General features: G+C 76.0%; 1 protein-coding gene. It reads left to right on the forward strand.

Features of this window, described 5'->3' with window-relative positions:
- The coding region (locus VR44_RS26290) for an acyltransferase domain-containing protein (protein WP_045950083.1) at nucleotides 1-1,904 on the forward strand (1,904 nt) is incomplete at both ends.

Here is a 1,904-nt window from a genome sequence, read left to right on the forward strand (position 1 = left end):
CGCACATCATCCTGGAGCAGGCCCCCGAGGCCGTCCCCGCCGACGCGCAGCCCGAGGGCACGCAGCCGCAGACCCAGCCGCAGACCGCCCCCGTCGCCCCGCCCGCCACCCTCCCGTTCCTCGTCTCCGGCCGCACCCCCGAGGCCCTGCGGGCCCAGGCCGGGCGGCTGGCCGCGTTCCTGCGCGAGTCCCCCGAGGCGGCCGCCGCCGCCCCCGTCGACCTGGCGTACTCCCTCGCAGCGTCCCGCTCCACCTGGGAGCACCGGGCCGCCGTCGTCGCCGACGGCCGCGAGGAACTGCTCGGCGCCCTCGACGCCCTCGCCGAGGGCGCCGGGGCCGCCGCCGGCCTGGTGCGGGGCACGGCCGAGAAGGGCCGCACGGCGTTCCTGTTCACCTTCCAGGGCAGCCAGCGCCCCGGCATGGGCCGCGAACTGTACGAGACGTTCCCGGTGTTCGCCGCCGCCTTCGACGAGGTCTGCGCCGAACTCGACCGGCACCTGGACCGGCCGATCCGCGAGATCGTGTTCGCCGCCGAGGGCACCCCCGAGGCCGCGCTCATCGACCGCACCCTGTACTCCTCGCCGGCCATCTTCGCCCTCGAAGTGGCCCTGTACCGGCTGCTGGAGCACTGGGGCATCCGCCCCGACCTGGTCTCCGGCGGCTCCATCGGCGACTCGGCCGCCATCCACGTCACCGGCGTGCTCTCCCTCGCCGACGCCGCCACCCTGGTGACCGCGCGCAGCCGGCTGATGAACGAGCTGCCCCCCGGCGGCGGAATGGTCGCCGTCGAAGCCCCCGAGCAGGTCGTCCGGGAGGCCCTGGACGAGCTCGGCGGCCGGGTGAGCATCGGCCTGGTCAACGGGCCGGAGGCCTTCGTGGTCTCCGGCGACGAGGAGCTGATCACCGGGCTCGGCGACCGGTGGAAGGCCGAGGGGTACCGCATCAAGCGACTGACCGTCGGACACGCCTTCCACTCCCCGCACATGGACCCGATGCTCGACGCGTTCCGGGAGGTCGCCCGCTCGCTCACCTTCCGGGCGCCGCGCGTCCCGATGGTCGACGCGCTGACCGGCGAGCTGATGGACGCCGACCGGATGTGCGACCCCGAGTACTGGGTGCGGCACGTCCGCGAGGCCGTACGGTTCGTCGACGCCGTCCGCACGCTGGAGGCCGAGGGGGTGACCACGTACCTGGAGGTCGGGCCGCTCGCCATGCAGTCCCTGATGGCCCGCGCCTGCCTGACCGCCGAGTCCGGGGCCGCACTGGTCCCCTCGCTGCGCCGGGACCGGCCCGAGGTGTGGTCGCTGGTGCACGCCGTCGCCCAGCTGCACGTGCGGGGCGTACGGGTGGACTGGGCGAGGTTCTACGCCGACACCCGCCCGGCGGTGACCGGCCTGCCGACGTACGCCTTCCAGCGCGAACGGTACTGGCTGAAGTCCACCGGCAGCCCGGCCGCGCCCGTCCCCGGGGCGGCCGCCGCCGAGCTGGGGCTGAGCCTGGCCGGGCATCCGCTGCTCGGCACCGCGATCTCCCTGGCCGACTCCGGCGGGTTCCTGTTCACCGCCGGGCTGTCGCTGCGCTCGCACGGCTGGCTGGCGGACCACCGCGTGCTGGGCCGGGCCGTGGTGCCGGGGGCGGCGCTGGTGGAGCTGGCGGTACGGGCCGGTGACGAGGCCGGCTGCGACACGCTCGACGAACTGACCCTGGCCGCGCCCCTGGTGCTGCCCGAGGACGGCGGGGTGCAGCTGCGGCTGACGGTGGCGGAGCCGGACGGGCAGGGCCGGCGTGCGCTGAGCCTGTACTCCCGCCCCGAGGACGCCGACACCGGCGAGCCGTGGACGCGGCACGCCGAGGGCACGCTCTCCGCCGGCGGGTCCGCCGCCGGGGCGGGTCTGACCGTGTGG

This window comes from Streptomyces katrae, from assembly GCF_000966975.1.
GTDB lineage: Bacteria > Actinomycetota > Actinomycetes > Streptomycetales > Streptomycetaceae > Streptomyces > Streptomyces katrae.